Here is a 25828-nt window from a genome sequence, read left to right as displayed (position 1 = left end):
TGGAGCATTTCCGTCTTTTGCGGACGCGCTCCTTTTTAAAATCAACGAGCAATTTCATCGGCTCGGATCGCATCGGCGGATTCGATCCAAGCCGGGTTTGCTCCAGGAATTGGGTCCTGACACTCGCTAGCCTCGCGTCGAAGCAGTCACCTCGATCTCGATCTTGGCCTGCGGCGCCGGAAGCTGGCAGACGAGGAGCGTATTGGTCGGGCGGATGTCGCGGAAGACCTCGCCGAGGACTTGCGCCACGTCCTTCAGATAGCCCGCATCGGTGATATAGACGCGGCAGGCGACCGCGTTCTTCAGGCTCGCGCCGGCCTTGACGAGCGCGGCATCGATGGAGGCGAGCGCGTTGCGCGCCTGTTCCGCAACGCTCTCGGGGAATGCTCCGGTGGTGTCCTGGCCCATCGTGCCGGAGACATAGATGGTCGGTCCGTCGATCACCGCCTTGGCGTAGCCGGCGAAGTCTTCCGACGGCGCTCCGGAAAAGATCCTGTTCTTCATAGGTGAAGCTCCTCACGTTGATTGAGGAGACAGTAGCGAAGGCCGGCTGGCGCGGAACGCGTGCGGCTTGCGCAAACGGGCGAAGCTTTTAGGAGACCGGCACAGACCGGCGCTCGCGTTCGCCCAACCAGGGGACGGACGCGAGGACGGGCGTCACGCCAGCCATTCGCGCAGATCGATGGCGTCTTCGCCGGGGATCGTCTTGCGCGCAAACTCCGCCTCGCGGCCGAAGGGCATGGTTGCGTCGATGCACAGCCGCCCCCAGTGGTCCTTGTGCGGGTCGCGATAGAAGCCGGGAATGTCGTTGAGGATCATGGCGCGGGTGTCGGCGCGGCCGCGCGTCATATAGGCCCACATCACGTCGTCGAGATCGTAGATGTCCACGTCCTCGTCGACGACGATGACGACCTTGTTGTAGTCGAGATGGGAGCCGAGTGCCGCAAGGATCGCGTGCTTGCCCTGGCCTTCATAGGTCTTGCGGATCTTGATGATGGAGATCATCACATTGGGACGGCAACAGACGTCGATGACCCCGGGCATCTGCGACGCCACGTGGCGGTAGATGCGGGCGGCGGTGACGGCTTCCAGCGGCCGCAGATCCTCCGGCGAGCCGCACACCAGGCCGTGGAAGACGGCGCCGGGCCGGTAGCTCACGTGGCTGACCTCGAAGACATGGTTGTCGCCGACGCCGACATAATTGCCCATGAATTCGCCAAAGGGACCCTCCGGCCGCTTCACATTCGGCAGGAACCGGCCCTCGACGACGATATCGACGGATGCGGGCACGTCGAGGTCGATCGACACGCCACGTCGCATCGGAAGTCTGGCACCGCTGATCTTGGCCGCCATCGTCAGTTCCGAGGCCTCATAGGGCAGGGAGGCGCAGGCGGCCAGGAAGATCTCGGGCGGGCAGGAGAGGAGGAGCGCCGCTTCCAGCGGCTCTCCCCGTTGCTCGGCCTTTGCCTGGTAGCGGGCGAGATCATGCGTCCCGCCGAGGCGCACCCGCAATTCCTTGTCCGAGACATACATGGCGCGGTGAAACGACAGGTTTGGCACGCCTGAATCAGGCTCGCGCGCCAGAAAGATGGCGGAGGTGAAGTAAGGCCCCGCGTCGCGTGCGTGATAGGTGATGGCCGGCAGGTCGGAAAGTGTGCCCGCGACGAATTCCGCCTGCACCGCGGCGGGCGCCTGCTCCAGCACGTCGGCCTCGCGCGCCGCAATACAGGCATCCGTCAGTTCGATCCATCGCTGGCAGAAGGTTGTGCCGTCGCCGGCGCCGATCAGGCGGCAGAGCCGCTCGTGGCTGCCATAGAGATTGGAGGCGACCGGGAAATTCGTGCCTTCGACCGTCTCGAAGAGCACGGCCTGCTCGCTGGCCTTCTGCACGGCTTTGGTGATGGCGGCGAGTTGGTGGCGCGGATCGACGGAACGGCGCACGACGCCAAGTTCGCCGCGCCGGGACAGATCGTCGATGAATCGCCGCATGGTCGTCTCCTTCTTGATTTCGCCAGTAAAGCCCCTCGCGGCTGCGGATAACAGCTTTCGCTTTTTCTTCGCCAGCCCTAACTTTTTGGAATTCGGCATTACGCGACAGGCGCCCCTTTGCAGGAAGGGGACGCTCGGCCATGTTTCGGCTGAGCCGAGAGGATGCCCGATGACCCGCACGCTTGAGATCCGCAACCCGCGCACCGGCGCGAATGATTACGTGATAACGCCGCTCGACCGCCAGGCGCTGCAGCACCGTTGCGAGGCGCTTCGCGCCGCCCAGCCCGCGTGGCTGGCGCGCGGCATCGAAGGCCGCGCGAAGGCGATGCTCGACCTGTGCGACGCCGTGGACCGGCATTATGACGCGATCCTTGCGGCGCTCTGCGCCGACACCGGCCGCCATGAATGGTCGGTCAATGAAATCGAGGGCCTCAAGGGCATCACGCGCATGCGTTGCGCCACGGCGGCCGAGGCTCTGGCCGAGGCGAGCGGCCAGTCCTCCGACCCGACGCTGCGCTTCCAGCAGCAGCACGTACCCTATGAGCTGGTCGGCATCATCTCGCCGTGGAACTACCCGCTGATCCTCTGCATGATCGACGCGATCACGGCCCTCTTGGCCGGCTCAGCCGTGGCGATCAAGCCGTCGGAGGTCACGCCGCGCTTCATCAAGCCCTTCCGCCAAGCCATCCAGGAGGTGGACTATCTGCGCGACGTGCTCGACGTCTTCGAGGGCGACGGCGAGACCGGCGCCATGATCGTCGACCTCACCGACACGCTGGTCTTCACCGGCTCCGTGCGGACCGGCCGGAAGGTGCAGGAGCACGCGGCCCGGCAGTTCAAGACCGTCTTCCTCGAACTCGGCGGCAGCGACCCTGCGGTCGTGCTGGACAGCGCCGAGCCCGATTTTGCCGCGGAGATCATCGTGCGCGGGTCGGTGGAGAATTCAGGCCAGCTCTGCTGCGCCATCGAGCGCGTCTATGTGCAGCGCGGCGTCTACGACGCCGTATGCAAGCGGGTGGTGGCCCGCGTCGAGGCGCTCACGATGAACATGGACGACATCAGACAGGGCGAACTCGGCCCGATCATCTTCGCCCGCCAGGCGGATATCCTGCGCGACCAGCTCGCCGACGCCGTCGCGAAGGGTGCCAAGGTGTTGACCGGCGGCAAGATCCGCGAACACGGCGGCGGGCTGTGGTGCGAGCCCACCGTTCTCGTTGACGTCACGCAGGACATGGCGATCATGCGCGACGAGACCTTCGGCCCGATCATCCCGATCATGGCCTTCGATACCGAGGAGGAAGCGGTCAGGCTTGCCAACGACACGGAATTCGGGCTCTCTGCGGCTGTTATCGGCGATGAGGCCAAGGCGATCGCGCTCGGCAGCCGCATCAATGCCGGTGGCATGTGGATCAACGATTTTGATACGATGGGCGGCGTCGGCGCCCGCGCCGAGAAGACGGCGTTCGGTTGCTCGGGCCTCGGCGGCACCCGCTATGGCTACGGCGGCTTCCGACGTTTTCTGCGCAAGAAGGCGATCGTCATTCGTTCGGTGGCCGCCTGAGCAGGACACGCAGAGATGACCGATTTTTCCAAGACCCGCGCGGCCTTCCATCTGCCAGACGGGGTCATTTATCTGGACGGCAATTCGCTCGGGCCGCTGCCCGTCGCGGCCGGCGAACGGCTTACCCGGATGCTGACGCAGGAATGGGGCGACCAGCTCATCCGCGGCTGGAACACGGCCGGATGGTATGTGCAGCCGCGCAAGGTCGGTGACCGCGTGGCGCGGCTGATCGGCGCCGCGCCCGGCACGGTGGTGATGGGCGATACGTTGTCCATCAAGGTCTATCAGGCACTGTCCGCCGCGCTGGATTTCGTGCCCGAGCGGCGCGTGGTGCTGTCCGACAGCGGCAATTTCCCGTCGGATCTCTATATCGCCCAGGGGCTGCTCGCCTCGCTCGGCTGTGGCTATGAACTGAAGGTCGTCAAGCCCGAGGAGGTGGAGGCCGCCATCGACGATAAGGTCGCGGTGACGCTCATCACCGAGGTCGACTATCGCACCGGCCGTCTTCACGACATGAAGCGTCTCACCGCCAAAGCCCATGCGGCCGGCGCCATCACGGTCTGGGACCTGGCGCATTCCGCCGGGGCGCTCGCTGTGAATGTGACGGAAGCGGACGCGGATTTTGCCATCGGCTGCACGTATAAATATCTCAACGGCGGTCCCGGCGCGCCTGCCTTCATCTATGTCGCACCGCGCCATGCCGAGCGCGCGCGTCCCAGCCTGTCGGGCTGGATGGGGCATGAAGCGCCCTTCGCCTTCGATCTGGACTATCGCCCGGCGCCGGGCATCGAGCGGATGCGCGTCGGCACCCCGCCGGTCATCGCGCTGACCGTGCTCGATGCCGCCCTTGACGTCTGGGAAGGGGTTGACCTCAAGGACATCAGGGCGCGGTCCATCGCCTTGAGCGAGCGCTTCATCGCCGGGGTGGAGGCCGCCTGTCCGGTTCTTGAACTCGGCAGTCCGCGCAATCCGGCAGAGCGCGGAAGCCAGGTGTCCTTCCGTCACCCCCATGCCTATGCGGTCATGCAGGCCTTGATTGCGCGCGGGGTGATCGGCGATTTCCGGGCGCCCGATTCCATGCGCTTCGGCTTCACGCCGCTTTACCTCGGCGAGGCCGACGTCGACAAGGCGGTGGCCGTTCTCGCCGAGGTCATCGACAAGCGGCTATGGGACACGCCAGACTATCATCGCAAGGCATCCGTGACATGACGAAGCCCTATGATCCATCCGTCGAAGGCGCGGAGATGTCCTTCGCGCGCAAGATGTCCTACGGCGATTACTTGCATCTCGATGCGGTGTTGAACGCCCAGGAGCCGCTCTCCGATGCCCATGACGAGCTTCTGTTCATCATCCAGCACCAGACCTCCGAATTATGGATGAAGCTCGCGATCCATGAGATGGGCTCTGCGGCGAAGGCGATCCACGACGACCGGCTGCAGCCGGCCTTCAAGATGCTGACGCGGGTCGCCCGCATCTTCGATCAGCTCAATTCCGCCTGGGACGTGCTCCGGACCATGACGCCGTCCGAGTACAACATCATGCGGCCGTCGCTGGGCCAGTCCTCCGGCTTCCAGTCCTGGCAATATCGGGCCATCGAATATCTCGCGGGCAACCGCAACCTCGCCATGCTGCGGCCGCATGAGCACCGCCCCGAAACGCTCGCGCGGCTGGAGGCCATCCTCAACGCGCCGTCGATCTACGACGAGGCGATCGCCCTTCTCAAGCGCAACGGTTTTGACGTGGGCGACGAGCCGCGCGCCGACATCCGCCAGACCCGGGCCGTCAATCCCAAGGTGCAAGAGGCCTGGCGGCAGGTCTATGCCGATCCCCAGCGCCATTGGCCCTTGTATGAACTCGCCGAGAAGCTCGTCGACTTCGAGGATTACTTCCGCCGCTGGCGCTTCAACCATGTCACGACGGTGGAGCGTGTCATCGGCTTCAAGCGCGGCACGGGCGGCACGGGCGGCGTCTCCTACTTACGCCGGATGCTCGAGGTCGAGCTGTTTCCCGAGCTCTGGCATGTCAGGTCCGACCTGTGAGCGCCAGGCACCTCGCGCCGTCGTGACAAGACCCGGCCTGACGCCTGTGCCGCCCTCCCGTGGGGTCGGGTGCGGACGCCCGCATGCCAAATCGTCACAATCAATGATAATTTGTCCGGACCGTGCGAACGGGCTGGAGACAAGAATGGACGATCGTGAGGACGCGGCCGGCACCAGGGGCCTGTTTCGCGCCTATTTTGGCGGCGAGGACGGATCCGTCGCCACCACGTTTCGCAACCTGGCGACCGCGGACGTTGTGCGCCGCACCGACGAGCGCCTCGGCCTGACCTACGCGCGTTTCGATCTCCCACCCGAAGAGGGCTGCGGGGCCTGGCATTTTCTGTCGCCGGCCGAAGGCATCTTCGCTGTCCTGACCGATTGCGAATATCACACGATCCGCCACGAGCGCGTGGTGGCCGAAGGTCTGATCGAGTTCCATTTCCTCCTGGAGGGGCCGGTCGAGCTCTCCCTGCCGCAGGAGCTGGACGCGACAGCCCCGACCAATGTCTCGCTGATTGCCTGTCAGCAGGCGCCGGGAATGGCCTACGACGTCGTCTGCCAGCCCGGAACCTACAAGATGGCCAGTTTCTATGTCAGGCCGGAGCTCATCAGGGAGAGTTTCGGCATGGATCTCTCGCAGGGGATGGCCCGCCAGTTGCTGTCGCCGCGCGAAGGCACCATGGCGATGACGGAACAGAAGATCGATCCGGAGTTCCTGCGCCTCCTGCGCGGCCTGTTCGAGATCAGGTTCTCCGGGCCGCGGGATCTCACGCTGGCGGCAGCGCGCATCCTCGAACTTCTCGTCTTGTCGGTGGATGCCGTCGACCGCGGCGGCAAGGCGGAGGAGCAGTCGATTGTCTTCACGGCACGCGAGCTCGCCATGTTCGACCGCGCCCGCGAGGTCCTGGCGGGCGACTTCTCGGAATCGCAGACCATCCCGCGGCTCGCCCGCAAGCTGGGCACCAACGCGACCAAGCTGAAGAGCGGCTTCCGGCTGCTTTATGGCACGACGATCTTCGCGTTCCGCAACCGCCACCGCATGCATCGCGCGATGCAGCTTCTGGCGGAGGGCGACACGCCGATCGCGGCTGTAGCCCATGCCGTCGGATTCCGTCATCAGGCCAGCTTCACATCGGCCTTTCGCGCGCATTTCGGGCTCACCCCGACCCAGGCCCGCCAGCGTTTGGTGCCGACTGACGCGCCCTAGAGCATTTTCGAGCGAAGTGGACACCGGTTCGCGTGAAGAAAATGCGCTAAAACAAAGACATGGAGCATTTTCGCGATTCGGAGAAACGCGAAAATGCTCTAGGACATCCTGAGTTCGGACCGAATCCCGCCGTCATTCCGGGGCCTCGCGTCAGCGAGGAGCCCGGAACCCATGAACACGCGATTTGGGAAGAAGGCGCACCGGACTGTGCCTCCCCGGTAGAGCGTGGTGTTCATGGGCTCCGGGCTCGGGCCTTTCGGCGCGCCCCGGAATGACACGGTGGTTCAGTATAAAATCAGCATGCTCTACTCCGCAAAGGCGGAGCGACCGGACCCGAGCCGCACGTCCGGATCCGGGATGGGGATGGCGTCGATCAGGCTGCGGGTAAAGGCGTGCTGGGGATTGCGCCAGACATCGAGCGCGGGTCCCTCCTCGACGATCTGGCCCTGGTACATCATGGCCACGCGATCGGCAAAGTTCTCCACGAGCATCAAATCATGCGTGATGAACAGGTAGCTCATACCGAGATCGCGCTGCAATTCCCATAGGAGATTGACGATCTGCGCCTGGACGGACACGTCGAGCGCGGAGACGGGCTCGTCGCAGATGAGCACCGCCGGGCGGAGCGAGAGGGCGCGCGCGATGCCGATGCGCTGCCTCTGTCCCCCGGAGAATTCATGGGGGAAGCGCCTGCCCCAGTCCGGGCGCAGGCCGACGCGCTCCATGAGTTCAAGAACCTGCCGCCGGCGCTCCACTGCCGTGCCGATGCCTTGCACATCGAGCGGCTCGCGGATCAGATCCTCGACACGCTTGCGGGGATTGAGCGATGCGAACGGGTCCTGAAAGACGCATTGCATGCGCGGCCTGTGCCGCCGCGCCTCGCGCCGCGAGAGTCCGACGAGGTTGTTTCCATCCAGCAGGACCTTGCCGGACGTCGGCTTCTGCAATCCGAGAATGCAGCGCGCCAGCGTGGTCTTGCCGCAGCCGGACTCGCCGACGAGGGCCAGCGTCTCGCCGGGATGGAGATCGAGGCTCACGCCTTTGACCGCGTGGACCCTTCCGCGCGTCGTCTCGAAACTGCAATGGAGATCGCGCACGGAAAGGACGGGGGTCACGGCGCTTGAGGTCGTGGCAACTGAGGTCATGGCGCTTGAGGTCATGGCACCAGCTCCCGGGAAACGGCCCTATGGCAGGCGACGCCATCGACGAAGGGCGGATCCTCAAGGGCGCAGATGTCGCTCGCCAGCATGCAGCGCGGCCGGAACCGGCAGCCGGACGGCATCTCGGTGATGGCCGGGACGACGCCGGGGATCTCCGTCAGCGGTGGCTCCCCGGGGCGCCTGCGTCCCGGGCGCGGCGTCGCGGCCAGCAGTCCACGCGTATAGGGATGCTGCGGCGCGGCGAACAGCATCCGTGTCGTCGCCTCCTCGACCTTGCGCCCGGCATACATGACGGCGACGCGATCCGCCATCTGCGCCACGAGCCCGAGATTATGGGTGATCAGCAGGATGGCGATCCCCATGTCGTCCTGCAGGTCGTGCAGAAGTCTCATGATCTGCGCTTGCACGGTGACGTCGAGCGCGGTTGTCGGCTCGTCGGCGATCAGGAGGTCGGGACGGCAGGCCAGCGCCATGGCGATCACCACACGCTGCCTTTGCCCGCCCGAGAGCCGGTGCGGATATTCATGGATGATGCGCGCCGGCTCCGGCAGCTGGACCTGCGTGAGGAGATCGACGACCCGCGCCATCGCGGCGGCGTGGCTGACCGCCTCATGCTCGTGAATGACTTCGGCCACCTGGTCGCCGATCGAGAAGACGGGATTGAGCGCGGCCATCGGCTCCTGGAAAACCATGCCGATCCGGCGTCCGCGCACCTTGCGCATCGCCTCATTGTCCGTCACGGGCAAATCGGCGCCGTCGAAGCGTATCACGCCGCCACTCTTCTCCAGGCCATCAGGGAGAAGGCCCATGACGGCGAGCGACGTCAGCGACTTGCCGCATCCGCTTTCGCCGACTACCGCCAGCGTCTCCCCACGGTCGATGGACAGGGACACGCCACGCAGGAGCCTCGCCTGCGGGTTGCCGCGGATGCGGACCTTCAGATCCGCGATGCTCAGCAAGGGGGCGCTCATCAGCCCTTCCTCTGTTTCAGGCGCGGGTTGAGCGCGTCATTGAGGCCCTCGCCGACGAGATTGAGCGCAAGCGCGGTGAGCAGCAGCGCCACCCCGGGGATGGCGATGATGTACCAGGCGTCGCGCAACTGGCCGCGCCCCATGCCGATCATCGTGCCCCAGGTCAGCACGTTGGGATCGCCGAACCCGAGAAAGGAGAGCGCCGATTCCATCAGGATCGCCGTCGCCACAAGGATGGTCGACATGACGATGATGACAGGCAGCACATTGGGCAGGATCTGCGCGAAGATGATGCGCAGGTCGCTCATGCCGGCCACCACGCAGCCATGCACGAAGGCCCGCTCGCGCATAACCATGAATTCGCCGCGCACGAGGCGCGCGACGGCCGGCCAGGAGACGGCCGACAAGGACAGGATGATCACCGTCACCGACGGTCCGAGAACGGCGACGACGGCGAGCGCCAGCATGAACTGCGGCGTCGTCTGGAAGAGTTCGGTGATGCGCATCAGCACGTCGTCGGTCCAGCCGCCGTAGTAGCCGGCAAAGGCCCCGACGAGCACGCCGACGATCGCCGCCACCAGGGCCGAGGCGAAGCCGACCAGCAGCGATACGCGCGCGCCGTAGAACAGGCCGGCCGCCATGTCGCGGCCGAGGCTGTCGGTGCCGAGAAGCGTGTCTGCAGATTCGCCCGGCCAGGTGAGCGGGGCGCCGACCATGTCGTAGGGATCCCCGGGAAACACGAGATGCGCCGTCAGCGCCATCAGGATGACCGCGGCCAGGAGCAGGATGCCGAGCGCCGTCGTCCAGTGCCGCAGGATAAACGAGATGGAGCGCATCACCGCAGTTCCACCGTCGGATTGATCACGGGATAGATGAGATCCACCGCGAGATTGGCGATGACGACGAAGACCGAACTGAGTACCAGGATCGACAGCAGGAGATTGAGATCGCGCTGCAACATGGCGTCGAACATCAGCCGGCCGATGCCGGGCCAGGAGAATACCGTCTCCGTCAGCACCGCGCCGCCCAGGAAGCCGCCGATATTTGTCCCGACGACCGTGACCAGCGGCAACACGGCATTGCGCAGGGCATGGCGATAGGCGACGCGCTGCTCGGAGATGCCCTTGGCGCGCGCCACCCTGATGTAGTCGAGGCTCAGCACCTCCAGCATGCCGGCCCGGACCAGCCGGGTGTAGATGGCGAGATAGAAGAAGGCCTGCGTCAGGGCAGGCAGGGCGAGATGCCGGGCGATATCGAACACGCCGGCGATGCCGCCATCCGGCGCGGTGATGTCGCGCATGCCGCCTGTCGGCGCCCAGCCGAGCCACACCGAGAAGACCAGGATCATCATCAGGCCGATCCAGAACGGCGGCGTGGCGTAGAAGAGAAGAGCCACCAGCGAGATCAGCCGGTCTGGCAGGCGATTGAAGTAGCGCGCGGCGGTCACCCCGAAAAGGATGCCGATCACGAGCGCGATGACGATGCTCGTCGCCATGAGCAGCAGCGTCGCCGGCAGCCTACTCAGGATCAGCGTCGAGATAGTCTCGCCATAGCGGAAGGAATAGCCGAGGTTGAACGTGGCGATCCGCATGAGAAACGTCGCGAGCTGCTCCCACAGGGGGCGATCCAGGCCGAATTCCCGCCGAAGATTGGCGAGGTAGCCCGCGTCCGCGGTGCCCGCCTCGCCGGCGAGCGCCTCCGCCGCGTCGCCGGGCGCAAGTTGCAGCAGGAAGAAATTGATGATCGCTATCCCGAGGATCGTGAGAACGGCCTGCAGAATTCTCTTGCCGATGAAGCGAAACGGCAGATTGCGTCGCGGTGCGGACATTTCATTCCCGTGTTGTCAGGCGAGCGGCACAGGGTGGCCCGGCCCATGCCACTGTATCCCCAGCGCCATCCGATGGCATCGGTCGCGCGCGCCTGCGCGACAGACAGCGCGAAGGGCAAATGTCCCGGCGTGCCTATAAGGCTAAGCGCGGGATTGTGCCCGCGTCCGGAGCGCGCCGCCGGTGCCATCTTCGATCGGCAGATTGATCGCCGACGCCGCCCTGTCGCGGACGTTCAGGCGGACGTCGCCTTAATCCAGGCTCAGCGTGGCATAATGGCTGCGTACGCCCTCAGGCCCCGTTACAAAGTTCTTCGCTTTGGCATTGGCGACCGTGACGTAGATGGGTCTCACCAGCGGCAGAATGGGCAGATCCTCCATCGCAATCTGCTGGAACCGCTTGAACATGGCAGCTCGCTTGCCCGCGTCGGGTTCGACCGCCGCCTTCAGCAACAGCGCGTCCATCTCCGGGTTCTTGTAGCCGGATGCATTGACGAAAGGCGTGCCCTGTTTGATCGCGCCGGACTGGTAGAACCGCTGCAACCCGATCGAAGGATCGGCGGTCACCGATGCCGGGAACATCGACAGGTCGAAATCATATTCGCCGTAGACCCGCCGGATGAAGGTCGGCACGTCGACCGACTGCAGCTCGAGCTCGACGCCGACCTTGCGGAACTGCTGGCGCAGGAACTGCCCGGCCCGATCATAGGTATCGCCCACGGTCGGATAGATGAGACGGAGCTTGAAACGCGTGCCCTTCGCGTCTTTCTTGTAGCCTGCCTCGTCGAGCAGAGCCTCGGCCTTGGCGACGTCGAAGGGATAGGCTGGCACGTCCGCGCTATAGAAATGCGGCAGCGTCTTCGGGATGGGACCGGTCAGGATTTCGGCCAGCCCATACCAGACGGTCTTTGCCATGAGGTCCCGGTTGACCGCATGCATGAGCGCCTTGCGCACCTGCGGCTTGGCGAGATATTCGTTGCGCAGGTTGGTTTCCAGCACGTCGAGGCTGTTGTTCATCTCCGTGCCGCGCGTCTCCACCTTGAACGCCGGGTTGTCCTGGAAACGTTTGACCTCGTTGAGCGGAATGGGCCCGTCGCCACCCAGGTGCAACTCGCCGGCCTCGAACGCCGCGACGCGCGCGCTCGGCTCGGGGTAGATGCGCACGAAGAGCTTGTCGAGGAGCGGCTTGCCTTTGTCCCAGTAGTCGGGATTCTTCTCCAGAATGATATGGCTGCCGCGCTGCCATTCGACGAATTTGAAGGGCCCCGTGCCGATCGGCGCGTTGTTGGCCGGGTTCCTCAGCACGTCGGTGCCTTCATAGACGTGCTTCGGCAGCATCGGCGATTCCCAGCCCGCCAGTGCATAGAGGAGGGCAGGGGTCGGCTCGCCGAGCTTGATGATTGCGGTCAGGGGATCCGGCGTCTCCACCGCCGTCACCTTGGCGAAGACGCCGCGGCCGCGCGGATGGTGTTGCTTGAGGATCTCCATGATCGAATAGGCGACGTCGGCAGAGGTGAAGGGCTTGCCGTCATGCCATTTGACGCCGTCGCGCAGCTTGAAGGTCATGGAGAGCCCGTCGGGCGCGATCTCCCAGGATGTTGCCAGCGCCGGCTGCGGCTTGAGATCGAAATCGTAATGGAGCAAGCCTTCCGTCATCTTGCCGGAGATCACTGCGACGGGCGACGCCGTATTGAAGGCGCTGACCATGGCGTTCGGCTCGGGATTGATCGTCATGACCAGCGTGCCCTCCGCGGCCGACGCCGCGTAGGGCATCAGGGCGCCGGAGGCCAGCGCGGCCGAACCCAGCAGCAGCAATTGGCGGCGGTCCAACAGGATTGCGGATTTGGCGTCGTCGCTCATCTTACGTTCCACTCTCTCGTCCGCTCGGCAACGCTGCACGCGGAGCTTTTCAGGATGGAGTATCGACAGCTCCATGCGGTCTGGCCAGAGCACGCCTTTTTTCTTCCGGGTTTAGCTTTTTGGAAATCCGTCCATTCCGGGACGGTTTCACGCCGGGCACGGTTGCGGGGTCAGCATGATTTGCGACAAATGAGCCCGCAACAAGAGGGAATCCCGCAGCGATGCCTGGACCGGCCGACATGACAGGAGCGCAGCTCTTCGCGCGCACGCTGAGCCACTGGGATTGCGGCCCCGTCTTCCATGTGCCCGGCGAAGGCATTCTGGAAGCGCTCGATGCGCTGGCCGATGTCGATGTGCCGCTGATCGCGTGCCGCCATGAAGCCGGGATGGCCTATATGGCACAGGCGGCCGGACAGGTGCGGGGCAAGCCGGGCATCTGCCTTGCCGGGCGCGCGCCCGGCGCGCTCAATGCCGCGCTCGCCCTTCATACGGCCTTCACCGATGCCGCCCCGATGATCCTCATCATCGGCCAGCCGCCGATGCGGCAGGCAGGGCGGGAGCCCTTCCTCGACAATGATTTCTCGCTCGCCTTCGCCCCGGTCGCGAAGTGGATCGGAACCTGCTCCGAGGCCGCCCGCCTGCCCGAAATTCTCTCGCGGGCCTGGGCGACGGCGATGACCGGACAGCGTGGCCCGGTTGTCGTGGCCATCAACGAGGATGTCTGGATAGAGACCGTGGACGCGCCGGTCCTGGCGCCGCCCGTCGTCGCGCGCCCGCGCGTCCCGGCCGCCGACGCCGATGCCATCGCGACGAGGCTCGCCGGTGCGGACAATCCCGTGCTCGTCGTCGGCGGCACAGGATGGTCCGAGGCAGGCGTCACCGCGCTGAGAGATTTCGCGGAGACCACGGGCCTGCCGGTGGTGACGTCCTATCGCCGCCGCGATCTCATGCCCGCCGATCATCCCTGTTTCGCCGGCGAATTGGGCATAGGCGCCGACCCCGCCGTTCTCGATGCGGTGGCCCGCGCGGACCTCGTCATCGTGGCCGGCATGCGGCTCGGGGAGATCAACACCTTCGGTGCCGGTGTCTTTGAGGGGTTTCGCCTGCTGTCGGCGCCGGAGCCGGCCCAGACGCTCGTCCATATCCACCCCGACGCAAGCGAGCTCAATCGCGTCTATCGCGCCACGCTGCCCGTTTGCGCCGAGGCCGAGACTTTGTTCGAGCCACTCGGTCGCTCGCTCGCTGCACATAGCCTGCCCGACTGGTCTGAATGGCGGCTTGGGTTGCGCGGGGCGCGGGAGACATTCGCCACGGGCCGGCCGGGCCACGGCCCCCTCGACCTGCGCGCGGTCTGCCGCGTTCTGCGCGAGGCGCTGCCGCCCGATGCCATGCTCACCGTCGGCGCCGGCGCCTATGCCCATTGGCCGCAGCGCTATTTCCCGCACACGGTCTACGGCACGCAGCTCGGTCCGAAGAGCGGGGCCATGGGCTACGGATTGTCCGCGGCGATCGGCGTGCAGGCTTCCTGCCCGGGACGTCGCGTCGTGGCGATGGCGGGCGACGGCTGCTTCCTGATGCACGGTGAAGAACTTGCCACCGCCGTGCTGCACAAGCTCCCGGTGACCGTCATCGTCGTCAACAACAACAGCTACGGCGCGATCGCGGCCAGTCAGAGCCGGCATTTCGGCAGGACGGTGGGGACGGATCTCGCGCCGGTGGACCTCGCGGCCTATGCGCGGGCCTTCGGCGCCGCGGGATTTCGGGTCGAGACCACCGCGGATTTCGCGCCGGCCTTGGCCTCGGCCTTGGCGACTGATGGCCCCGCGCTGATCGAGCTCATGACGGGACCGGAGGCGCTGCGGCCGTGAGCGGACAGCGCATCGTCGTCATCGGGGCGGGCATTGCAGGGCTCGTTGCAGCGCGCAGACTGTCGCGCGCGGGTCATAGCGTGCGCGTGCTGGAGGCCGGCGAGATGCCGGGCGGCCGTGTCGGTGACCGGCAGGTGCGCGGTATCCGCTTCAATGCCGGCGCCCGGCTGCTTTATGATTTCAGCCGGCCGTTCAACAGCCTGCTCGACGAACTCGGCCTGACGGCGGCGCTCGTTCCGGTGCGGCATCTCTCCGCCCAATGCGTCGGCACCGACGGACGCTGGACGGTCGAACTCATGCCCGGCGTGAAAAGTCTGTTCACCCCCGGCCTCTCCCTGATGGAACGGCTGCGCTTCCTGTCGTTTGCGCGGAAGCAACGCGCCGCGCGCAGTCACACTGACCCCGACGATGCGGCCTCCGCCTTGGCGGAGGATGACATCACCCTTGCCGACTACATCAGCCGCGAACTTGGCCCGCGCGTGCTGGAGCGCATGATCGAGCCCGTTTTTCGCGGCACCCGCAGTTGGAATGCCGAGGACGTGTCGGCTGCCTTCTTCGCCTCCGTGACCCCGCATCTCATCGGGCGTGACACCGTCCATGTGCTCGCCGGGGGCATGGGAAAGCTGCCGGCGGCGCTGGCATCCGGCCTGATGGTGGACTGCGCGACACGGGTCGTCGGCGTCGAAACGCCTGCCACGGGCCCCTGCCGCATTCATGCCGAGCATGACGGGAAGCCGGTCCAGCACGAGGCCGATCTGGTCGTCTGCGCGACCGAGGGTTCGCGCGCCGCGCGGCTTTTTCCGCAGCTGCGTGAGGAGGACCGCGGCTTCCTGTCCAGCGTGCGCTACAACGCACTGGGCATCGTCCATTATCAGCTCGGCCGTCAGGTCGCGCCGGCCATGAAATTCTTCACCCGCGACGCGTCCGGCCCGCTCGCCACCTGGCAGCAGGTGCCCGGCAATGATGCGACGGGGCAGGCCCCGCAACTCTATGCCCAATTGTCGCCCGAGGCAGTGAGGGAGGCGCTGCGCCGCGACATGACCGACAGTCTCGACCTGTTCGTGAGGCCGCAGGTGCTGACGCTCTGTCCGACCCTGGAGCGCGACTGCGTGGACATGCACAACCAGTGGATCGCGCATAAGCTGCCGGTCTTCTATCCGGGCTATGCCCGCGCCGTTGCACGCTTCCGCGACCGCCAGTCAGAGGTGCGCCGCCGGGTCTATTTCTGCGGCGACTACCTCGCGCAATCGCTGGTCACCGGCGCCGCCGCCAGTGGCGAACGCGCCGCCGCCGATATCGCACGCCACTGGGCTTGAAATCGTGCCGGCTTTGGGACTTGTCTCGGTCGTCGTCCCTAACCTGAAAGCCCCGCGAGCCCGAGGTTCACAACCTCCAGGCCGCGTTTGACGACCGCTTGCCGCCATGCGGGCTCGTCAGGGGAATAGGCATGGAGCATCATGGCCTTGACCGCGTCGGCACGAGGGTTCAATGCGCCGCCGTTCAGGTGGAGCCAGCCGTCGAAACGCACGGCATCGCGCACCACCTGTTCCGACCGGGTTCCGAATTCCAGTCCGATCGGCGTCCAGACCGGCCAGGGTGCGGCGCGTTTATACCCGTCCAGGATGGAGGCGGCGCTACCGGCATAGCTGGTCTTTGGGCTCCTGGTATGGGCGACATGGCCATACCAGGCGCTGCAGCGCTTGCCCTCCGCGCTGTCGGGCGCCATGCCGCTGAGGCACTCGCCGAATCCGAAGGGCCCGAGCCCGGTATGAACATCGATCAGCCCGCAGATCTCGGCCGCGTGCAAATGCTCCTCGGCGATGCGCTGGACCGTCCGCGCCGACCAGGAGGGCGTCAGGCCGCCGTAATAGAGCCCCTCGGGGTGCGAATACTGGCCGAGCTTGATGGCCGAGCGCAGCGCCTGTTCGCCCTTCTCCAGCCGGTAGGCCTCGAGTTTCGCATCGGAGGCAGCGAGGGCCTCTTCGGAGAAGTCGGCGGGGATCACGATATCCGCGATGTCGCGATAGCCCGGATTGTCGAGATCGCCCGGATTGTCCCAGTCGATGAAATGCCGGTTGAGGTCGATATTGTCCTCGTTGAAACGGCGGTTGGAAGCAAAGCCCCAGGGATTGATGGCGTGAACGAGCAGGAGCGCGACATCGCCGTCCGCGGGGAGATCAATCCGATCCAGCGCCGCGAGCTGGATGGCCGATCCGGCATAGCCCTCAACGCCGTGCAGCCCTGATTCCAGGATCAGCACCCGGCGTGCGCTCGCGGGTCCCAGGCGGGCCGCATCGGTGAACAGGGCCTCGCCGGCAGGACCGCGCGATGGATTGTCATAGGGTGCGATGGCAGCCTGTCTCGCCTCTGCGGCCGCACGGAAGCGCTGCCGCGCCTCAGAATAATCTTTGGAAAAATAGCGTTCCACGCCGGACGGCTCCCTTCTTGCTCCCTCCGACATTCTAAGTGTAAGCAGAGAAGCGCAAGTAATGTGGTTCAGGAAGGAAACAAAGGCATGAAGAATCGACTCATTCGGTCAACACGCTTCCTGTTCCTCGTTCCGCTCGTTCTGAGTGCCGCAAGCGCGTGGGCGGGTCAAGCCGATGATACGCTGCGGGTCGCCGTTACCCGCGAGACCGACTTCGTCGATTCCATCCACACCAGCAGTGCCGATTCCGATCTCTTCGGAACGATTATCTTCGATACGCTGATCTATGCCGATCGCGCCACCGGTGAGTTCAAGCCGCTGCTCGCCTCCTCCTGGACATGGACAGACGATAAAACGGTCGTGTTCAAGTTGCGTGAGGGCGTGAAGTTCCAGAATGGCGAGCCCTTCAACGCCGACGACGTTGTCTTCACGTTCCGCCAGCTCATGGACATGGACAACAAGTTCCGCCAGCAGCAGCAGGACTTCGGCAATATTGCCTCTGTCGAGAAGATCGACGACTACACGGTGAAGGTGACGTTGAAGCAGCCGGAACCGACGTTCGAGAACGTGCTGGCGTCCCGCGTCGGGATCTGGCCCAACGACTATACACAAGCCAACGGCCACATGGTTCATGCGACCAAGCCGGTCGGCACAGGCCCCTACGCGCTGAAAAGCATGCAGAAGGGGTCCGCCTACACGCTCGTCAAGAACAGCGATTATTTCGATGGCCCGCGGGCGAAGCCGACCATCGGGACGATCGAGGTCCGCGTCATCCCGGAAACCCAGACCCAGATTGCCGAGCTGATGTCAGGCGGTGTCGACATGGCGCTGTCTCTGACCTCCGCGGATGCGACGGCGCTGCAGGGCGCGCCGGGCGTCGCCGTCCAGACCGGCCAGGCGACCCGCATGTATTTTCTCAGCATGAATGTCGCGGGTAAGGAGAATAATCCGCTCGGCAATGCCGATGTGCGGAGAGCGATTTCCTATGCCGTCAACAAGCCGGAACTGGTGCATGGCCTCGTCAGCCCGGACGCGGCCGTGCTGGCGACGAATTGCAATCCATCCCAGCGCTTCTGCATCACCGATGTGAAGCCCGTTTACGACTTCGACCTCGCGAAGGCCAAGGCCCTGATGAAATCGGCCGGCTATCCCGATGGTTTCAACGTGACCCTCATGGCGGAGGCGAGCCTGCGGCCGATCGGCGAGGCCTTGCAGGGTTATCTCTCCGCCATCGGCATCAAGGTCAATCTCGAGACCCTGCCGCTTCCGGCCTGGCGCGAACGCTACATCAAGGGCGAATCGCAGATGAGCATCGTCGGCTGGGGCAGCGGGGTGTCGTCGCTCGACATTTCCAATTCGCTCGGCATCTTCTTCAACGGATCCTCCACCGACTACGTCAAGGACAAGGACATCACCGCCTGGAATGCGACCGCGTCGCGCACCATGGACAAGTCCGAACGCGAAGCCCTCTACCGCAAGACGCTGACGCGTATCAACGAGGAGGCCTATGTCCTGCCGCTCTACGGCGCGGTTGCGACCTATGTCACCTCCGATCAGGTGAAATTCGCCGTGCCGGCCATCGACTTTCCCGACATTTCGCAGGCTGCCTGGGCGAAGTAAGAGAGCTTTTGGGCCAGTGTGATGTGGGGCTTCATACGCGGCAAGGTGATCGTATCGCTTCTCGTGATGCTGACGGTGTCACTGGTGGGATTTGCGCTGCTGCATCTCTCCGGTGATCTCGCTGCCACGCTCGCGGGGGAAAACGCCAGCGCGGAACAGATCGAGGCCGTGCGGCGGCAAATGGGGCTCGATCAGCCCCTGCTTGCGCAATATGCGCAGTGGCTGGCCGGGGCCTTTCGCGGCGACCTCGGCGCATCCTTCTTCAGCCGGGAGGCGGTGTCCTCGCTGTTCATGGCCCGGATCGGCACCACGGCGATCCTGGCCGTCGGCGCGCTGATTCTGGCGATCGCCGTGAGCCTGCCGCTCGGCATGCTGGCGGCGCTCCGTCCCAATTCCTGGCTCGATCGTCTGGTCAGCGCCCTCGCCCTCGCCGGCCAGGCGGTGCCGAGCTTCTTTCTGGCGCTGATGATGGTGAGCCTGTTCGGGGTGACCCTGCGCTGGCTCCCTATCTCCGGCTCCACCACCCCGCTGCATTTCGTGATGCCGATCACGGTTCTGGCGATTGGCGCCATTCCGGCGCTCATGCGGATGACACGCTCGGGCATGCTCGAGGTTCTCGATCAGGATTATATCCGCACGGCCCGCTCCAAAGGCGTGTCGGGCGTCCGCATCATGGTGCGGCATGCGCTGCTCAACGCTATCCTGCCGCTCATTTCGCTGTCTGCGGTGCAACTCGGAACCCTGCTCGGAGGATCGGTGATCGTCGAATCCGTCTTCGCGATCGACGGGATCGGTCTCCTGACCTATCGCTCTATCCAGCGCGGCGACTTCCCGGTTGTCCAGGCCACGCTGATGTTCGTATCCGTCGCCTATATCGTTCTCACGCTCCTCGCCGACATCTTGAATGCGTGGCTCGACCCGCGTCTGCAGCAGCGGCGGACGGGCTGATGGCCGACACCCACGTCCCCGCCCTGCCCGACAGGCGCCTTCGACTACGCCGGGCCCTGCGCCACGGCGGCTTCGTCTTCGGCGCGGCCATTCTGATGCTGGCTCTGGTCGTTGCGATCTTCGCGCCGCTCCTTGCCCCCTACGATCCTGTCGCCCAGAACCTGTCCGCTCGCCTCATTCCGCCATCCTGGATGCAGGGTGGCCGGCCCGATCATTTGCTGGGCACCGACCACCTCGGCCGCGATTATCTTAGCCGGCTCATCTACGGCAGCCGCATCTCGTTGATCGTCGGCTTCGCGACGATGGTGATCTCCGGGGTGATCGGCTCGACGCTGGGCTTCGTCGGCGGCTATTTCGGCGGCCGGGTTGATGACGTCGTTACCTATATCATCAACAGTCGCCTCAGCATGCCGGGTCTCCTCGTGGCCCTTGCGGTGATCTCCCTCGTCGGCGGCTCGCTGCTGACGATCGTGCTGGTGCTCGGGCTGTTGTTCTGGGATCGCTATGCGGTGGTCGTGCGGACCGCGACACAACAGGTGCGCAGCGCCGATTTCGTGGCGGCCGCGCGCGTGGCGGGCGCCTCGGCCCCAGCGATCATCTGGCGCCAGATCCGCCCGAATGTGTTCCACCACATCCTGGTCATCGCGACGCTCGAAATGGCAATGGCCATCCTCAGCGAGGCGAGCCTGTCCTTCCTCGGCCTTGGCATCCGCGCACCAACGCCATCTTGGGGGCTGATGATCGCGGAGGGACGCACCTATCTGTTCGCTAAGCCCTACCTGATATGGATTCCAGGGATCGCGATCTTTCTGCTCGTGCTCGCGACCAATCTCCTGGGCGACGGGCTCAGGGATTTATCCCAGCCGGAGCGCCACACGTGAATGGCGGGAGCGAACAGGGGCGCTGAACGTCGCGTCCGGATGGCCCCGGTCATGCCGGGATGCTTTGCGGCACGTTCCAGCTGGACAGCGAATCGATGAGGCGGCCGTATTCGAGTTCAGGGCCGCCATAGGCGTCGGCCGCGAATTCCTCGAGGCCCTTGCGATCGCGAACGATGACACGCCCCCGGTCGGCGTAGACAAATCGCTTGCCCTCCAGGACATGAAGCGCGGTTGTGACGCTCGCACGCCTGACGGCCAGCATGATCGCCATATACTCGTGGGTGAGTGGGATCTCACCGTCATCGACCCGGTCCAGGCACATGAGGAGCCAGCGCGCGAGGCGCTCCTCAACGGTATGGACCGCGTTGGAGAGTGCCGTGTGCGCTGTCTGAATCCACATGGCGTGGGCGAAACGGCTCATGATCTGCCGAACCCGCGGCCGGCTGGCCAGGATGTCGCGCAGCACATCGCTATCGACGATGAACCCATGTCCCTCGACCTGCATGATGATTTCATGGGTACTGACCGAAACGTCGAGAGCGAAGGCGACCGGGAGCACACCTTCACGGCCGACGAGGCCGGTTTCCGCCCTCTGTCCCTCCGGGGAATGGGCAACAATGGACCCTATGCCGGCCTCGAGAAAATAGGCGTGCTCCATCTCCTCCTGCTTGCGGGCGATGAGATAGCCCTTGGGGAGAGAGATCGGGATCAGATATGGGGCGAGCGCAACAAAGTCGTCGTGCGGAAGCAGCGCGAGAATTCGATTACGTGTCCCCGATTGCATGATCGCCATTGGCCCATCCTTATTGCTTTTGCCGTTGAAACAAGCTTGCCGGTCCCGTCGCAAACGTGCGCGCGCCCTCCCTCAGTCCGAACGGCTGCGTTACGGAAATGTGCGATTCCGTACAGAAACCGATGCGGCCGGTTTTCTCGCATAAGACTGCGCGATTGGGCGCGTCCTTACATCCGCGCGCCCAATCGAGAACCGATCGGGCCGTCCATGACGCCGCCCTGATATATGAAGGAGAGGGCGATGAACGAGGACGTTTCCGATGAAAATCCTGATAGGGGCACGGTTGAACATTTAGGCCAGGCCATGCATCAGCTCTTCATCCGCGCTATCGGCAACCGCTCTGCAATCAATGCTCGTGCTGAAGCAGCTCGTTTCGTCCGCGAAATGCCTATGATCGGCAAGTCCGAAGACGATATCCGGAAAGAGATTGTGGCTGGCGCCATTGCGCGCGGTATCCCTGTTCTGATGTAAGAGAAGGAGCGGCGTCTCCTGATAAAATGCTCCAGGTCAAGGTTTGTTCCTGGCTCACTGGGGTTCGCAAGGCGGGCATGGTGGCGTCACGGTGCCGTACATGGGAACGAACGCCGCCGTTGCGACGTTCATATCGGCTGCTGATGTATCGAGCAGATGTGGTCTGCTCTCCAGCTGCGATCAGTCTGATGGATGGCCTCATGAACCTGCCGCCGCTCCAGGGTCTGCCCCCTAACCCGTCTCGGCTAACGCGGCCTTCGCGGCGTCCGTGTCGGCGGCGCGTCATCAAGCAGTCGGTTTCAAGGCTTTATCCCGGCCCCGTGGCAGCCGGGTGCAGCGCGTGACGCCACAAGCGATTACATCGAAACGCGACCTCCGCAAGGCGCAGCCCCTGTGGGCCGGAAGCCCGCGCAGTTCTGTCATCGCACGGAAAATCCCGCGCACGCGACGCTACGATGTCGTCATCGTCGGAGCAGGCATCAGCGGTGCGCTCATGGCCAATGCCCTGGCGGACGGAAAGCGTTCACTCCTCGTGATCGATCGCCGCGGACCGGTGCAGGGCTCGAGCCTGGCGAGCACCGCCATGATCCAGCACGAGATCGACGTGCCCCTGTTCGAACTCTCACGAATCATCGGGAAGTCCCGTGCCGAGCGGGTCTGGCGACGGTCGGTACAAGCGGTCGAGGGCTTGAAGACGCTCGCGGATGGGCTCGGTATTTCCTGTCAGTTCGAGGAAAAGAAGACGCTCTATCTCGCTGGCGACGCCTATGGAGCGCGTGCGCTCCAAAAAGAAAAAGAGGCCAGAACCGAAGCCGGACTGAAGGCGCATTATCTTGACGCCGCAGACCTGGGACAGAGCTTCGGTATTGATCGGCGTGCGGCCATCGTCAGTGACAGTTCCGCATCGACCAATCCCGCGCAGATGACGGCCGGCTTCCTGCGGGATGCGCGCAAGCGCGGTTGCGAGATCGTTGCCGGGGTCGAGATCACGGATCTTCATGCGGGCGATGAGGTGGTGCTTGCGACCTCCACCGGACATCTGCTCCTGGCGCGACATGTGATTTTCTGTACCGGATACGAGTTTCTGAAATCCCTGGCCAACAAAGACCATCGCATCATCTCGACCTGGGCCATCGCGAGCAGACCCGGGCTGAAGCTGCCGGCTTGGCTCACCGAGTTTTTGGTGTGGGAAGGCGCGGACCCCTATCTTTACTTCCGGACGACGCCTGACGGGCGGTTGGTCGCCGGTGGTGAGGACGAGAACAGTCCGGATGCCTATCTGTCCGAAGACAAACGGACGGCCAAGGGCCGCATCATCGCCGAAAAGGTTGCCGATTTGCTGCATTGCGCGATCGGAACGCCGGATTACGTGTGGTCGGCGGGCTTCGGCAGCACTGAAACCGGTCTGCCGATGATAGGTGAGGTGCCGGGCTTGAAGAATGTCCATGCTGTCATGGGCTACGGCGGTAACGGATTTACCTTCAGCAAGATCGCCGCGGAAATCATTCCGGCGATGATCAATGGACATCCCGATCCGGACGCCGCACTATTTCCGTTTCGGTAATGGCTGGCGTATCGCCTATGGGCCCCCAGCTAGTCGCGCTTGAGCTTTCGATAATCCATGCCCGTCTCGGGGCGACGTGGTCCCCGCCGCGTCAGCCCGATCGACGAGGGCCTCGCGAAGCATTGAGCGCGGCAGCGGCACGAATAAGAGCCTTGAATGCCTCCTCGTCGACCGTATCACCCGCGTGGACGTCGATGGCACGCCGGGTATTGCCATCGAGGCTGGCATTGAAGAGGCCGGATGGGTCGCCAAGCGCGGCGCCTTTGGCAAAGGTGATCTTGACCGCATTCTTGTAGGTCTCGCCGGTGCAGATCATCCCGTCGTGATACCATACCGGAACCCCTCTCCACTTCCACTCCTCGATTACCGCGGGGAGGGCTTGCTTGATCAAGCTGCGCAGGCGGGAGAGCGTTTCACCCCGCCAGTCACCGAGTTCCCTGATCCTCTCGTCGATCAAGCGGGATGGGGACTTTTCATCTTGCGATCCGCCCGTGTTCATGGTCGTTCCTGCTTCCCTCGTTCTGCCGCTTTCGCCGAACCCAGGCTCGGGAGGCTCCTCGCCTATGCGTGGAGACTGGCGCTGGCCCTTCTATCCGCCCCGGATCGACCCGTCCAAATTTCAACTCAAGGCTGAGGTCGAGCCGAGGTCGACCGGATGCGGCAAACCCGCCCCGTCGAATATTCAGAAAGCCTTGCTCACCTGCCGGTGGCAACGTCCGGGTTGGCGACAGGCTTGGCCGCAGTCTTGGCCGCAGTCTTGGCAGCAGGCTTGGCGGCGGGCATGGCGGCCAAGTCCGCGATCTCCTTTTCGCCCAGTGTCTCTTTCTCGAGAAGCCTGCGCGCCGACCGTTGCAAGGCGTCCTCGCGCTCGCGCAGCAGCGCCACCGTGCGCGCGAAGGTTTCATCGACGATCCGGCGCACCTCCTGGTCGACCGTGGCGGCTGTCTCGTCGGAATAGTCGTGCTCCGGGGGGCCGTAATAGGGCTGGTCGGTCGCCAGGAAGGAGCGGCGATCCGTTTCCAGCGCGATGGGGCCCAGCTTCTCTGTCATGCCATAGCGGGTGACCATGGCGCGCGCGATATTGGTCACCTTGATGAGATCGTCGGCGGCGCCCGTGGAGAGATGACCGAACACGATCCACTCGGCCGCCCGTCCGCCGAGCAATACGGCCATCTTGTTTTCCAGTTCCTCGCGGGTCATCAGGAAACGATCTTCGGTCGGGCGCTGGATCGTGTAGCCGAGCGCGCCGACACCGCGCGGAATGATCGATACCTTATGGACGGGATCGACCCCCGGTAAGGCCATCGCGACCAGCGCGTGGCCCATCTCGTGATAGGCGACGATCTCGCGCTCGCGCGGATTGAGGAGACGGTTGCGCTTCTCGAGGCCTGCGACGATCCTCTCCACGGCATTGTTGAAGTCCTCCATCGTCACGGCATCGGCCTTGCGACGGGTAGCGAGCAGCGTGGCTTCATTGACAAGGTTGGCGAGGTCGGCGCCGGTGAAGCCGGGCGTCAACGCGGCGATCTGCTCGGGGGAGACATCCGGCGCGAGCTTGGCCTTTTTGAGATGCACACCCAGGATCTGGACCCGGCCGGCTTTGTCCGGCCGGTCGACCAGGACCTGGCGGTCGAAGCGTCCCGCGCGCAGGAGGGCGGGATCGAGGATCTCGGGCCTGTTCGTCGCTGCGAGGAGGACGAGACCCGCCGAGGGGTCGAAGCCGTCGAGCTCGGAGAGGAGCTGGTTGAGCGTCTGCTCCTTTTCGTCGTGTCCGCCTGCCATGGGGCCTATTCCCCGCGCGCGGCCGAGGGCGTCGAGCTCGTCGATGAAGATGATGGCCGGTGCCTTGGCGCGGGCCTGCTCGAAAAGGTCGCGCACGCGCGCGGCGCCGACGCCGACGAACATCTCGACAAATTCCGAACCGGAAATCGAGAAGAAGGGGACGCCGGCCTCACCCGCGACGGCCCTGGCGAGCAAGGTCTTGCCGGTTCCGGGTGGCCCGACCAGCAGGATGCCTTTCGGCATGCGGCCGCCGAGCCGGCCGTATCCGACGGGGTCCTTGAGAAAATCGACGATTTCCTTCAACTCATCCTTCGCCTCGTCCACGCCGGCGACATCCTTGAAGGTAACGCCGGTGTCGGACTGGACATAGACTTTGGCCTTCGACTTGCCGATCTGCATCAATCCACCGCCCAGCCCGCCCCCCACGCGTTTGAGCATGTAGATCCAGACGCCGGCGAAGAGCGCCACCGGAATGATCCAGGAGAGCAGATCGCGCAGGAGCGTGCTCTCGATCTGGCCGGTGACGACAACACCGTGATTCTGGAGCTGGCGCGCCAGATCGGGCTCGACGCGCGTGGTGATGAACATCGGCTTGTCGTCGATCGGCTCCTTGAACCGGCCCTGGATGTACCGATCGGAGACGGCGACCTCGGCAATTTTGCCTGCGGCGACATAGGTCTCGAATTGGCTGTAGGGGATCTGGGCGACCTGGGTGGCGGTCGTGAACAGGTATTGGAAACCCATCAGCGCGGCGAGAGCGATGAACCAGTACCAGATGTGGAACTGCGTCTTCTTGTTGAGATCCATGGCCATCACTCCGAATGCGCGCATTCAGGGGGAAGTCTGTCGTCGAACTCTTTC

Annotated in this window: 22 protein-coding genes; 11 read left to right on the top strand and 11 right to left on the bottom strand. The window is 64.6% G+C overall.

The genetic code is table 11. The annotated features are described in order from the left end of the window. Positions 1-126 precede the first annotated feature (126 nt). Positions 127-504, bottom strand: a complete 378-nt coding sequence (locus tag C7450_RS23300; protein WP_110376857.1) for a RidA family protein — start codon at positions 502-504, stop codon at positions 127-129. Positions 505-657: 153 nt separating this feature from the next. Next, positions 658-1989, bottom strand: coding sequence for a UbiD family decarboxylase (locus C7450_RS23295; protein WP_110376856.1), 1332 nt, complete (start codon positions 1987-1989; stop codon positions 658-660). Between the two features lie 169 nt (positions 1990-2158). Between C7450_RS23295 and C7450_RS23290 the strand changes: the two genes are divergently transcribed. The 4 genes from C7450_RS23290 (at position 2159) to C7450_RS23275 (ending at position 6796) form a co-directional block, all read left to right on the top strand. Further along, the gene (locus C7450_RS23290) at positions 2159-3550 is read left to right on the top strand and encodes an aldehyde dehydrogenase family protein (protein ID WP_170147386.1); all 1392 of its coding nucleotides are present in this window, start codon (positions 2159-2161) and stop codon (positions 3548-3550) included. A gap of 15 nt (positions 3551-3565) precedes the next feature. Further along, positions 3566-4759: a kynureninase gene (gene kynU, locus C7450_RS23285; RefSeq protein WP_110376854.1), complete on the top strand. Its 1194-nt coding sequence runs from the start codon at positions 3566-3568 to the stop codon at positions 4757-4759. Further along, a complete protein-coding gene (kynA, locus tag C7450_RS23280; RefSeq protein WP_110376853.1) occupies positions 4756-5589 on the top strand; it encodes a tryptophan 2,3-dioxygenase in 834 nt (277 codons plus the stop codon). Before kynU ends, kynA begins: the two co-directional genes overlap by 4 nt. A gap of 145 nt (positions 5590-5734) precedes the next feature. Next, a complete protein-coding gene (locus C7450_RS23275) occupies positions 5735-6796 on the top strand; it encodes a helix-turn-helix transcriptional regulator (RefSeq protein WP_170147385.1) in 1062 nt (353 codons plus the stop codon). A gap of 305 nt (positions 6797-7101) precedes the next feature. Here C7450_RS23275 and C7450_RS23265 read toward each other — a convergent pair whose 3' ends face one another. From C7450_RS23265 to C7450_RS23245, 5 genes are all read right to left on the bottom strand, one after another. Beyond that, the gene (locus tag C7450_RS23265; RefSeq protein ID WP_210206512.1) at positions 7102-7956 is read right to left on the bottom strand and encodes an ATP-binding cassette domain-containing protein; all 855 of its coding nucleotides are present in this window, start codon (positions 7954-7956) and stop codon (positions 7102-7104) included. Next, positions 7953-8930 carry an ABC transporter ATP-binding protein gene (locus C7450_RS23260; RefSeq protein ID WP_425351256.1) on the bottom strand — a complete coding sequence of 326 codons (978 nt, stop codon included), beginning with the start codon at positions 8928-8930 and terminating at the stop codon, positions 7953-7955. Before C7450_RS23260 ends, C7450_RS23265 begins: the two co-directional genes overlap by 4 nt. After that, positions 8927-9763, bottom strand: coding sequence for an ABC transporter permease (locus C7450_RS23255; RefSeq protein WP_110376849.1), 837 nt, complete (start codon positions 9761-9763; stop codon positions 8927-8929). The genes C7450_RS23260 and C7450_RS23255 overlap by 4 nt, the downstream gene beginning before the upstream one ends. After that, a complete protein-coding gene (locus tag C7450_RS23250; RefSeq protein WP_110376848.1) occupies positions 9763-10755 on the bottom strand; it encodes an ABC transporter permease in 993 nt (330 codons plus the stop codon). The genes C7450_RS23255 and C7450_RS23250 overlap by 1 nt, the downstream gene beginning before the upstream one ends. A 249-nt stretch (positions 10756-11004) precedes the next feature. Next, positions 11005-12612 carry an ABC transporter substrate-binding protein gene (locus C7450_RS23245; protein ID WP_245450069.1) on the bottom strand — a complete coding sequence of 536 codons (1608 nt, stop codon included), beginning with the start codon at positions 12610-12612 and terminating at the stop codon, positions 11005-11007. A gap of 239 nt (positions 12613-12851) precedes the next feature. Between C7450_RS23245 and C7450_RS23240 the strand changes: the two genes are divergently transcribed. Both C7450_RS23240 and C7450_RS23235 read left to right on the top strand, forming a co-directional pair. Then, entirely contained in the window at positions 12852-14480 is a 1629-nt protein-coding gene (locus tag C7450_RS23240) for a thiamine pyrophosphate-dependent enzyme (RefSeq protein ID WP_170147384.1), read from the top strand. After that, complete coding sequence (locus tag C7450_RS23235) at positions 14477-15796, top strand: protoporphyrinogen/coproporphyrinogen oxidase (RefSeq protein ID WP_110376846.1); 1320 nt, start codon at positions 14477-14479, stop codon at positions 15794-15796. Before C7450_RS23240 ends, C7450_RS23235 begins: the two co-directional genes overlap by 4 nt. A 38-nt stretch (positions 15797-15834) precedes the next feature. Here C7450_RS23235 and C7450_RS23230 read toward each other — a convergent pair whose 3' ends face one another. Further along, the gene (locus tag C7450_RS23230) at positions 15835-16908 is read right to left on the bottom strand and encodes a DUF2817 domain-containing protein (RefSeq protein WP_170147383.1); all 1074 of its coding nucleotides are present in this window, start codon (positions 16906-16908) and stop codon (positions 15835-15837) included. 87 nt (positions 16909-16995) lie between these two features. On the opposite strand from C7450_RS23230, the gene C7450_RS23225 reads away from it, so the two are divergent. The 3 genes from C7450_RS23225 to C7450_RS23215 are packed head-to-tail and all read left to right on the top strand — an operon-like array spanning position 16996 to position 20357. Then, positions 16996-18528, top strand: a complete 1533-nt coding sequence (locus C7450_RS23225; RefSeq protein WP_110376844.1) for an ABC transporter substrate-binding protein — start codon at positions 16996-16998, stop codon at positions 18526-18528. Positions 18529-18549: 21 nt separating this feature from the next. Beyond that, complete coding sequence (locus C7450_RS23220) at positions 18550-19476, top strand: ABC transporter permease (protein WP_110376843.1); 927 nt, start codon at positions 18550-18552, stop codon at positions 19474-19476. After that, the gene (locus tag C7450_RS23215) at positions 19476-20357 is read left to right on the top strand and encodes an ABC transporter permease (RefSeq protein WP_110376842.1); all 882 of its coding nucleotides are present in this window, start codon (positions 19476-19478) and stop codon (positions 20355-20357) included. The genes C7450_RS23220 and C7450_RS23215 overlap by 1 nt, the downstream gene beginning before the upstream one ends. A 49-nt stretch (positions 20358-20406) precedes the next feature. Here the strand turns inward: C7450_RS23215 and C7450_RS23210 are convergent, their stop codons facing one another. Further along, the gene (locus C7450_RS23210) at positions 20407-21150 is read right to left on the bottom strand and encodes a Crp/Fnr family transcriptional regulator (RefSeq protein ID WP_110376841.1); all 744 of its coding nucleotides are present in this window, start codon (positions 21148-21150) and stop codon (positions 20407-20409) included. 240 nt (positions 21151-21390) lie between these two features. Here C7450_RS23210 and C7450_RS23205 point away from each other — a divergent pair, with 240 nt between their 5' ends. Together C7450_RS23205 and C7450_RS23200 are read left to right on the top strand one after the other, a co-directional pair. Beyond that, on the top strand, positions 21391-21621 hold the full coding sequence (locus tag C7450_RS23205; RefSeq protein ID WP_110376840.1) for a hypothetical protein: 231 nt from the start codon (positions 21391-21393) through the stop codon (positions 21619-21621). Between the two features lie 340 nt (positions 21622-21961). Then, positions 21962-23185: an NAD(P)/FAD-dependent oxidoreductase gene (locus tag C7450_RS23200; protein WP_110376941.1), complete on the top strand. Its 1224-nt coding sequence runs from the start codon at positions 21962-21964 to the stop codon at positions 23183-23185. A gap of 91 nt (positions 23186-23276) precedes the next feature. Here C7450_RS23200 and C7450_RS23195 read toward each other — a convergent pair whose 3' ends face one another. Together C7450_RS23195 and ftsH are read right to left on the bottom strand one after the other, a co-directional pair. After that, positions 23277-23684: a DUF1801 domain-containing protein gene (locus C7450_RS23195; protein ID WP_110376839.1), complete on the bottom strand. Its 408-nt coding sequence runs from the start codon at positions 23682-23684 to the stop codon at positions 23277-23279. A 197-nt stretch (positions 23685-23881) separates the two neighbouring features. Beyond that, a complete protein-coding gene (ftsH, locus tag C7450_RS23190; protein WP_110376940.1) occupies positions 23882-25774 on the bottom strand; it encodes an ATP-dependent zinc metalloprotease FtsH in 1893 nt (630 codons plus the stop codon). Positions 25775-25828: the final 54 nt, after the last annotated feature.

It is taken from the genome of Chelatococcus asaccharovorans, from assembly GCF_003201475.1.
GTDB lineage: Bacteria > Pseudomonadota > Alphaproteobacteria > Rhizobiales > Beijerinckiaceae > Chelatococcus > Chelatococcus asaccharovorans.
The sequence above is the reverse complement of the archived record's forward strand: the minus strand, read 5'-3'. Positions and strand labels throughout refer to the sequence as shown.

Bases quoted from the DNA above. Each gene is read 5' to 3' on its own strand.
- C7450_RS23300 (WP_110376857.1), bottom strand. From the start codon at position 504: ATGAAGAACAGGATCTTTTCCGGAGCGCCGTCGGAAGACTTCGCCGGC.
- C7450_RS23295 (WP_110376856.1), bottom strand. From the start codon at position 1,989: ATGCGGCGATTCATCGACGATCTGTCCCGGCGCGGCGAACTTGGCGTC.
- C7450_RS23290 (WP_170147386.1), top strand. From the start codon at position 2,159: ATGACCCGCACGCTTGAGATCCGCAACCCGCGCACCGGCGCGAATGAT.
- kynU (WP_110376854.1), top strand. From the start codon at position 3,566: ATGACCGATTTTTCCAAGACCCGCGCGGCCTTCCATCTGCCAGACGGG.
- kynA (WP_110376853.1), top strand. From the start codon at position 4,756: ATGACGAAGCCCTATGATCCATCCGTCGAAGGCGCGGAGATGTCCTTC.
- C7450_RS23275 (WP_170147385.1), top strand. From the start codon at position 5,735: ATGGACGATCGTGAGGACGCGGCCGGCACCAGGGGCCTGTTTCGCGCC.
- C7450_RS23265 (WP_210206512.1), bottom strand. From the start codon at position 7,956: ATGACCTCAAGCGCCATGACCTCAGTTGCCACGACCTCAAGCGCCGTG.
- C7450_RS23255 (WP_110376849.1), bottom strand. From the start codon at position 9,763: ATGCGCTCCATCTCGTTTATCCTGCGGCACTGGACGACGGCGCTCGGC.
- C7450_RS23250 (WP_110376848.1), bottom strand. From the start codon at position 10,755: ATGTCCGCACCGCGACGCAATCTGCCGTTTCGCTTCATCGGCAAGAGA.
- C7450_RS23245 (WP_245450069.1), bottom strand. From the start codon at position 12,612: ATGAGCGACGACGCCAAATCCGCAATCCTGTTGGACCGCCGCCAATTG.
- C7450_RS23240 (WP_170147384.1), top strand. From the start codon at position 12,852: ATGACAGGAGCGCAGCTCTTCGCGCGCACGCTGAGCCACTGGGATTGC.
- C7450_RS23225 (WP_110376844.1), top strand. From the start codon at position 16,996: ATGAAGAATCGACTCATTCGGTCAACACGCTTCCTGTTCCTCGTTCCG.
- C7450_RS23220 (WP_110376843.1), top strand. From the start codon at position 18,550: ATGTGGGGCTTCATACGCGGCAAGGTGATCGTATCGCTTCTCGTGATG.
- C7450_RS23215 (WP_110376842.1), top strand. From the start codon at position 19,476: ATGGCCGACACCCACGTCCCCGCCCTGCCCGACAGGCGCCTTCGACTA.
- C7450_RS23210 (WP_110376841.1), bottom strand. From the start codon at position 21,150: ATGGCGATCATGCAATCGGGGACACGTAATCGAATTCTCGCGCTGCTT.
- C7450_RS23205 (WP_110376840.1), top strand. From the start codon at position 21,391: ATGAACGAGGACGTTTCCGATGAAAATCCTGATAGGGGCACGGTTGAA.
- C7450_RS23195 (WP_110376839.1), bottom strand. From the start codon at position 23,684: ATGAACACGGGCGGATCGCAAGATGAAAAGTCCCCATCCCGCTTGATC.
- ftsH (WP_110376940.1), bottom strand. From the start codon at position 25,774: ATGGATCTCAACAAGAAGACGCAGTTCCACATCTGGTACTGGTTCATC.